The following is an 8,184-nucleotide window of genomic DNA, read 5'->3' on the forward strand; positions in this document are numbered from 1 at the left end:
CAAAAGATTTGGGTGAAGCAATCAGGCTGATGAAGCAGCGTCCCGCGCTCGAAGAAGCACTGGAACGCGCTACACGGTTGGCGAGTTTAGAGATGACGGACGAAACTTTTGCCGAACAGCAAAGGTTACGTCACGAAAAGAAGGCATTTGACGATCGCATCATCGCATTTTTCAGGCGAGATGTGGACGGTTTATGAGAGTATCGGGGAATTATTTTGGCAAGTCGCGTAAACGAGAATGAAGAAGATATGGTCGAAAACGGCGATGCACCGCTGATTGACCTAAATGATGCGACCGTCAAAAAACTGCTAGCCAAGGCAAAGCGCCGCGGTTTCCTTACCTATGACGAATTAAATGCTGCCTTGCCGCAGGATCAGATGTCTTCCGAACAGATCGAAGATGTCATGTCCGCCATCAACGACATGGGCGTGCAAATCGTCGAGAATGACGAAGCCGGTGAAGATGGCGAGGACGAGCAGGAAGAGGAAGAAGTCGAAACCGTCGACAATATTTCTGAAAACGACCCGCGCTCGTTGACCAGCACGGTCAAGAAAACCGGAACCGGCGAACGCACCGATGACCCAGTGCGCATGTATTTGCGCGAAATGGGTGCGGTTGAATTGCTGTCCCGCGAAGGCGAAATTGCCATTGCAAAGCGGATTGAATCCGGACGCGACACGATGATCCTCGGCCTCTGCGAGAGCCCGATCACTTTCCACGCCATTATTGACTGGTCGAACGCACTTAACGACGGCGAAATGCAGCTGCGCGAAATCCTTGATCTTGACGCCATGTTGTCGAAAGCGCCTGAAACGCTGACCGACGACGAGGAAGAAGAAGGCGACGGAGAAATCAGCGAAAAAACCGCTGGTGTCTCGTACAAGGAAGAAGACGAGGTCGACGACGAGCCAGAAGCGGCGAGTGACGATGATGATGATTTGACCGAGCGGCGTTCACGCCCGGTTGAAGAAGAGGAAGAAGACAACACGCTCAGTCTCGCGCAGATGGAAGAGGCGTTGAAGCCCGCGGCCTTGGAGCGTTTTGCCAAGATAGCCTCATTGTTCAAGAAATTCTCGAACATTCAGCTGGAACGCATGCGGGCTTTGAACGCTGGCGAAGAATTTTCCTCAGCTTCCGAAAATAAATATCACAAATTACGTGAAGAATTGACGGCTGAAGTCGAAAGCGTCCAGTTCCACGCGAACAAGATCGAATATCTGGTCGACCAATTATACTCGTTCAACCGTCGCTTAACCGCGCTTGGCGGCCAAATGCTGCGCTTGGCCGAGCGGCACAAGGTTCCGCGCAAGGCGTTCCTCGACAGCTATATGGGCCATGAGCTCGACGAAAATTGGCTGACCGATGTTGCAAACCTCGACAAAAAATGGACGGCCTTCGCAACGAACGAAGCCGAAGGCGTTGAGCGCATTCGCAGCGAGATAGCGGACATTGCCGCGAATACCGGCATGTCGCTGGGTGAATTCCGCCGCATCGTCAACATGGTGCAAAAGGGCGAGCGCGAAGCGCGTATTGCGAAGAAGGAAATGGTCGAAGCCAATCTGCGCCTCGTTATTTCCATCGCCAAGAAATACACCAACCGCGGCCTTCAGTTCCTCGATCTCATTCAAGAGGGCAATATCGGCCTCATGAAAGCGGTCGATAAATTTGAATATCGCCGTGGGTACAAGTTCAGCACCTACGCAACATGGTGGATTCGTCAGGCAATTACACGTTCGATTGCGGACCAAGCCCGTACCATCCGTATTCCCGTGCATATGATCGAAACGATCAACAAGCTGGTGCGCACAAGCCGTCAGTTCTTGCATGAGCAAGGCCGCGAGCCGACGCCAGAGGAAATGGCCGAACGCCTTTCCATGCCGCTGGAAAAAGTGCGCAAGGTCATGAAGATCGCGAAGGAGCCGATCTCGCTCGAAACGCCGATTGGCGACGAGGAAGACAGCCATCTTGGCGACTTCATCGAAGACAAGAACGCGATCATTCCTGTCGATGCCGCTATTCAGGCGAACTTGAAGGAAACCGTGACCCGCGTTCTGGCGTCATTGACACCGCGCGAAGAGCGCGTGCTGCGTATGCGTTTTGGTATTGGCATGAACACTGACCATACATTGGAAGAAGTTGGCCAACAGTTCAGCGTTACCCGCGAACGTATTCGTCAGATCGAAGCGAAAGCACTCCGCAAGCTGAAGCACCCAAGCCGCAGCCGCAAAATGCGCAGCTTCCTCGACCAATAAGAGGCGGGCTGCCGAATTTATATCTCTGAACGGTTGATGGTATGGACCGGTTTCCCTCGCTTATGTGCGGGTTTCCGGTCGCCATGGCGGAAATAATGTGTGGGCAATCCGGCTCGGCCAACACCGCAAAACGGAATGCGTGCCACCTGCCCCATACCCCGCGGCGTAAACTATTATATTGCATAACGCAGTGGGCCCACTTAACGAATTAATCGTTCGATTAACAAACGGGGTTCGTCCATGCGCTTTGAAGGCACTGATAATTACGTCGCAACTGATGATCTGAAAGTTGCCGTAAACGCAGCCACGCGGCTACGCCGCCCGCTTCTCGTTAAAGGCGAACCTGGCACCGGCAAAACCGTTCTTGCGCAGGAGATCGCGGCTGCGCTCAACGCGCCGCTGATTGAATGGAACATCAAATCCACGACCAAGGCGCATCAGGGCCTGTATGAATATGATGCCGTTGCCCGTTTGCGCGATAGCCAATTGGGTGATGAGCGCGTTCACGACATCAAAAATTACATCAAGAAGGGTAAGCTTTGGGAAGCGTTCACCGCACCTCAGTTACCTGTTCTTTTGATCGACGAAATCGACAAGGCCGATATCGAGTTTCCGAACGACTTGCTTCAGGAACTCGATCGTATGGAATTCTTTGTGTATGAAACGCAGGAAACCGTAAAAGCTGTCGAGCGCCCGATCGTTATCATTACATCGAACAATGAAAAGGAACTGCCTGACGCGTTCCTGCGCCGTTGTTTCTTCCATTATATCAAATTCCCTGATCGCACGACGATGCAGTCCATCATTGATGTCCACTTCCCCGGCATCCAAAAAATGCTGGTGTCGAAGGCCATGGACATTTTTTACGAAGTCCGGGACGTCCCCGGCCTTAAGAAAAAGCCAAGCACGAGCGAACTGCTCGATTGGCTAAAGCTGTTGCTGCACGAAGACATGCCACTGGACGTTCTGCAGTCACGCGACCCAACCAAGGCCATTCCGCCACTGCACGGCGCGCTGCTTAAGAATGAGCAGGACGTTATGCTGTTTGAACGATTGGCCTTTATGGCACGGCGTCCAAACAGCTAAGCTGCGCCTTGTTTAGACGCTGTAAGCGATTTCAAAATCGCCCCAACGGCGTCCATTTATGCGCAGTGGAACATATACGTTCCGCATGACCTTATATGAATGGCCGTCGCCTTCGTGGCGAAATACGGCCATCATATAATCCTGCTCGCTTGTTTTCGCTGGGATATCCACCGGGTCCTGAATAACGCGGCCGTTGCGGCAATATTTCGTGTCATGCGCAATATCGCCCGTTGGCGGCCGCGACAGTTCTTTCAACTGAACGGGTAAGAAGCCTTTAAGGCTGCTGCACACCACCGACGTTATTTCGTCGGGATTGCTGTCTTTGACGGCTTCAATAAATGGCTGCCAATGTTGTTCCGCCCATGGTGTAAGCTTCGATGTAAAGCGCGGCGGATTGCTGCCCTCGATGAGACGCAGATCGGTATCGAACAACGCCTCTAGCGTCAGCGAGCCATCCGCGATTGCGGCCTCGGTCAATGCTTTCACTTCTTCGGCCTTTTGGCGGGCAAGCGCGACAAATTGGCTATCGCGCTTTGACAATCCGCTGTGCACAATATGGTCAAACATCTTGTTTGCCTGCATTTCCAGACCACCGATCTGGCTATGCGCACGAACAACAGCAGCGAACATTTCGCCATTGGCCCCTTCGACCGCATCACGAACATTTTGCGAATCGACCAGCCCACGGTGAATTTGTGCGGTGCTGTCTGCAATCTCTCGGTTGTGGTCACCCACCTTGGCAACGACATCGCTCACGCCATAAATGAGCTCCTGAAGGCTCGAAAACTGCTCTTGCGCGGCGGCGCTTGTCGATACACCTTCCTCGATTTCCACGACAAATTTCGCGGCTTCGTGCGAAAGCGAGTTCACCGTTCCGGTTATTTCCACCGCAGCGCGCCGCGTATCATGCGCCAGCTTTTTGACTTCAGCCGCCACGACCGCGAACGTCTGCCCAGCGGCACCCGCCTTTTCCGCCTCAATCGCAGCGTTGAGCGCCAGCATGTTGGTCGTGCGCGCAATCGAATCGATCGATTGCGACACCCGCTTCACTTGCTCCATCGCTGCTGCAAAACCGGTGATATGCGAACCAAGGCTCATGATGAGACTGATGAGTTCCGAAAAGCTCGCCAGTGATAGCTGAACCGTGTCGTGCCCCGTCTTCAGCTTTGCGACAGCGGCTTCGGCCAAATTCCTTGCATCTCGGGTCGCCTGTGCCACCTCCGCGATGTCCGCATCAAGTGCTTGCGTCAGCTCGCTCATCTCGCCGTGCCTTGCCTTGAGCCAATCTGCAGATTGTAGCGCCTGTTCGAGCACACCGGCAGCTTCCGCACAGCCAACGGTAACCTCACCGCATATCTGTGCGGTTTCGTGGATCCAGTGATTTTCACTCAATGCGACTTTTTCCATTTTCATGGCTTTGGCACCTTGTTCTGTCGTTTGTAACAGGGCCTACCCCAATATGGTTATCACAGAGTTAATCGCCGGTTGTTGACGGCGCGTGCCGAAACAGCCAAAAGCTTTAACTGGTCAATTAAACAGGAGACTGCCGGTGTTTTTCTCGTTCATGGAAGAGTTGCGGTCCGCCGGTATATCCGCTTCATTGAAAGAGCATCTTGCACTTCTCGCCGCGTTGGATGCGGATGTTATCGACCAAAGCCCCGAAGAATTTTATTATTTGGCCCGCGCGACACTGGTGAAGGACGAAGCGCTTTTGGACCGTTTCGATCAAGTATTTGGCAAGGTTTTCAAAGGTATATTCACCGAATATGGCCAGAACGACGTGGATGTACCCGCCGATTGGCTAAAGGCGATTGCCGAGAAATATCTGTCGCCGGAGGAAATGGCGAAGATCGAAAAAATGGGCAGCTGGGACGAGCTGATGGAGACGCTGAAAAAGCGGCTTGAGGAGCAGGAAAAGCGCCACGAGGGCGGCAACAAATGGGTCGGAACCGGCGGTACATCGCCTTATGGCAATTCGGGCTATAATCCCGAAGGCGTCCGCATTGGCGGCGAATCCAAGCACAAACGCGCCGTAAAGGTGTGGGACAAGCGCGAATTCCAGAATCTCGACAACACGCGTGAGCTTGGCACCCGCAACATCAAGATTGCGATGCGCCGGCTGCGCCGCTTTGCCCGCGATGGCGCGGTTGAAGAGCTTGATATTGACGGCACAATCAATGGCACCGCGCGCAAAGGCTGGTTAGACATTCAAATGCGCCCCGAACGCCGTAACGCGATCAAGGTGCTGCTGATGCTTGACGTCGGCGGGTCCATGGATCCGTTTATCAAGCTTTGCGAAGAACTCTTCAGTGCGGCCACTAGCGAGTTCAAAAACCTGGAATTTTTCTATTTCCACAACTGCCCATATGAAGGCGTTTGGAAAGACAATAAGCGCCGGTTTAGCGAACGCACCCCGATGTGGGACGTTCTGCACAAATTCCCGCATGACTATAAAGTGGTCATGGTCGGCGATGCGTCAATGAGCCCTTATGAAATCACGCATCCCGGCGGGTCGGTGGAGCATTTCAACGAAGAGTCCGGTGCTGTCTGGATGAACCGGATTACGAACACCTATCCCGCCACGGTCTGGCTTAACCCCGTGCCCGAAAAACAATGGGGCTATTCGCAATCCACAAAAATCATCAAGGAATTGATGAATGACCGGATGTACCCGTTGACGCTGGAAGGTCTCGACGACGCGATGCGCGAATTAAGCCGGAAGCACGGCCACTAATATAGCAGATATTGCGCGCGTTTCTGTAACCAATCTTGTTCATCAGCTGACGTCATTGCGTCCAGTTGCTCGGGCGTGCTGTCGGGTGCATCCACCCATTCACGCAAGGCGGGGCCGCCGTTGATCACGTCAATGGCGAGCTTGCCGAATTCATATTCATACGGAAAGTCGCGCCACAGATCATATTCGGGATAGAGCCGCCGGATGGCCTTAAATGCCAATACCTGGATCCGCCACGGTTGGAACGCGTCATGGTCATATGATGGACCTTCTGCGTGGATGTGCACACCATGACATAGCTGATGCACATGCTTGTGAAATGTCGGTTCGAACCAGATTTCCCGAAGCGTGCAGCCATTCAGCCATTGCGGCGCAAACGCCCGCATTTCGTCCATTACATCGCGCGCGTTAATGTCCGGCGCGCCGAATATCTCCAGCGGACGGGTCGTTCCCCTGCCCTCTGACAATGTTGCCCCTTCCAGCATCACCGTACCGGCATATGCGCGGGCCATATTGATGTTGGGTGCATTGGGGCTGGGGTTGATCCATATCCGATCGGTAGGCCAGCCATATCCGGGCGCTGCGTCTGGTTCGTAGCCGGCCATTTCAATAACGCGGTAATCGACGTCGATTTTGTAATGATCGATAAACCAATGCCCGATCTCACCCAAAGTCATCCCATGCCGCATGGGCATCGGCCCAGCGCCAACGAAGCTCTCCCATCCCTTTTGCAGCGTCAGCCCCTCTACGGGACGGCCTGCAGGGTTCGGGCGATCCAATACCCAAACCGATTTGCCATGCGCGGCAGATGCCTCAAGCACATAGAGCAGCGTCGTGATAAACGTATAAATCCGGCAACCGAGATCCTGCATGTCGATCAGGATGACGTCAAAGGTCTCCATCGACTGGGTGGTAGGGCGCCGCACTTCGCCGTAGAGGCTGAATATCGGGATGCCGAGCACAGGGTCGGTGAAGTCGGGTGACTCCATCATATTGTCTTGTTTATCGCCCCGAAGACCATGTTGGGGGCCAAAGGCAGCGGTGATATTGATATCGTCCAGCGCCGCCAACGCATCCAGTGCGTGCGTCAGGTCTGCTGTCACCGACGCTGGATGGGCCAGTAACGCGACACGTTTACCCGCCAATGGCTTGCGAAGTTCTGGCTCCGTCAGGAGGCGATCAATTCCAAATTTCATGCCGCGCTTCGTGCCTCCAGTTGCAGGGCAAAGCAATCCTTATGATGAAAATCCGCTTTCCCGGGTGGGTGCGCGAGTGCCCAATAAGCGGTACGTCCGCCCTTGTCCGCAATAACGGCGCTGAACCCGGCCATTACATCCACCGTACGAAAGGATTCGGGCAGCGCTACTGTGACCGTCATTTCGAATATGCCCTTCCCCGCCGTGTACTCTATGTGCGGTGGCGCGCAAGCAAGCTCCGTCATGCCTTCGCGGTATCCGGTAAAGGCATATGCCGCCCATTGCCCCGACGGCGCGAAGTTGAATTCGACATAGCTGCCGTCATCGGCGCGGCCGCAAAACAATTCAAAACATGTGTTTTTCCAAAGTCCGTCCGTGCGTTCCGGTTGCGTGGCTTCGGGGAAGCATATCTCGTCGATCGGCCCGTGCAGCGTGTATTTCATCTGCAAACGACCGTCTTCGGCGCGATCAACGTGCACGGCGATAGCCTCCACAAAGCCGCTTTCGCTCAGTGGATGACATTGCAGCGCCGTTTCCATCATCGAAATATTGGCCAATGTCGAAACTCCATGCTAGGCGCTAACGCGCTATGACTGCTTATAAATCTGATCTTCTTCGCCAGCTTGATGCACGCGGCTACATCCACCAAACAACCGACGCGGCGGCGCTTGATGCGCTTGCGTCTAAAGAGATTGTTCCGGGATATATCGGCTTCGATGCGACTGCGCCATCGCTTCATGTCGGAAATCTGGTTTCCATCATGTTGCTACGCCGATTGCAGCAGGCTGGACATAAACCCGTCGTGGTCATGGGCGGGGGCACGACGCGTATTGGTGATCCGACGGGCAAAGACGAAGTCCGCAAGATGCTGACCGATGAAACCATCGAAGCCAACATATCGTCGATACGCACGGCG

At 54.1% G+C, this 8,184-nt stretch carries 7 protein-coding genes and 1 pseudogene; 5 read left to right on the top strand and 3 right to left on the bottom strand.

What is annotated here, in order from left to right:
- The 3 genes from ACIQ5B_RS09170 to ACIQ5B_RS09180 form a co-directional block, all read left to right on the top strand.
- Positions 1-197, top strand: a 197-nt coding sequence (locus ACIQ5B_RS09170) for a hypothetical protein (RefSeq protein ID WP_397598746.1), incomplete at its 5' end; no start/stop codon positions are given.
- 51 nt (positions 198-248) lie between these two features.
- Complete coding sequence (gene rpoD / locus ACIQ5B_RS09175; protein ID WP_397598751.1) at positions 249-2,252, top strand: RNA polymerase sigma factor RpoD; 2,004 nt, start codon at positions 249-251, stop codon at positions 2,250-2,252.
- Between the two features lie 240 nt (positions 2,253-2,492).
- Positions 2,493-3,338: an AAA family ATPase gene (locus ACIQ5B_RS09180; protein WP_397598747.1), complete on the top strand. Its 846-nt coding sequence runs from the start codon at positions 2,493-2,495 to the stop codon at positions 3,336-3,338.
- Between the two features lie 12 nt (positions 3,339-3,350).
- Here ACIQ5B_RS09180 and ACIQ5B_RS09185 read toward each other — a convergent pair whose 3' ends face one another.
- A complete protein-coding gene (locus ACIQ5B_RS09185) occupies positions 3,351-4,751 on the bottom strand; it encodes a methyl-accepting chemotaxis protein (protein WP_397598748.1) in 1,401 nt (466 codons plus the stop codon).
- Between the two features lie 151 nt (positions 4,752-4,902).
- On the opposite strand from ACIQ5B_RS09185, the gene ACIQ5B_RS09190 reads away from it, so the two are divergent.
- Positions 4,903-6,072, top strand: a complete 1,170-nt coding sequence (locus tag ACIQ5B_RS09190) for a VWA domain-containing protein (protein ID WP_397598752.1) — start codon at positions 4,903-4,905, stop codon at positions 6,070-6,072.
- On the opposite strand, the gene ACIQ5B_RS09195 is transcribed toward ACIQ5B_RS09190, so the two are convergent.
- Both ACIQ5B_RS09195 and ACIQ5B_RS09200 read right to left on the bottom strand, forming a co-directional pair.
- Positions 6,069-7,268, bottom strand: coding sequence for an exo-beta-N-acetylmuramidase NamZ domain-containing protein (locus ACIQ5B_RS09195; protein ID WP_397598749.1), 1,200 nt, complete (start codon positions 7,266-7,268; stop codon positions 6,069-6,071). The two genes, ACIQ5B_RS09190 and ACIQ5B_RS09195, sit on opposite strands and share 4 nt — an antisense overlap.
- A complete protein-coding gene (locus ACIQ5B_RS09200) occupies positions 7,265-7,825 on the bottom strand; it encodes a DOMON-like domain-containing protein (RefSeq protein ID WP_397598750.1) in 561 nt (186 codons plus the stop codon). The genes ACIQ5B_RS09195 and ACIQ5B_RS09200 overlap by 4 nt, the downstream gene beginning before the upstream one ends.
- Positions 7,826-7,857: 32 nt before the next feature.
- Between ACIQ5B_RS09200 and ACIQ5B_RS09205 the strand changes: the two are divergent.
- Positions 7,858-8,184: pseudogene (locus ACIQ5B_RS09205) on the top strand (tyrosine--tRNA ligase); the annotation flags it as partial.

The organism is Sphingorhabdus sp., from assembly GCF_044374345.1.
GTDB lineage: Bacteria > Pseudomonadota > Alphaproteobacteria > Sphingomonadales > Sphingomonadaceae > Sphingorhabdus_B.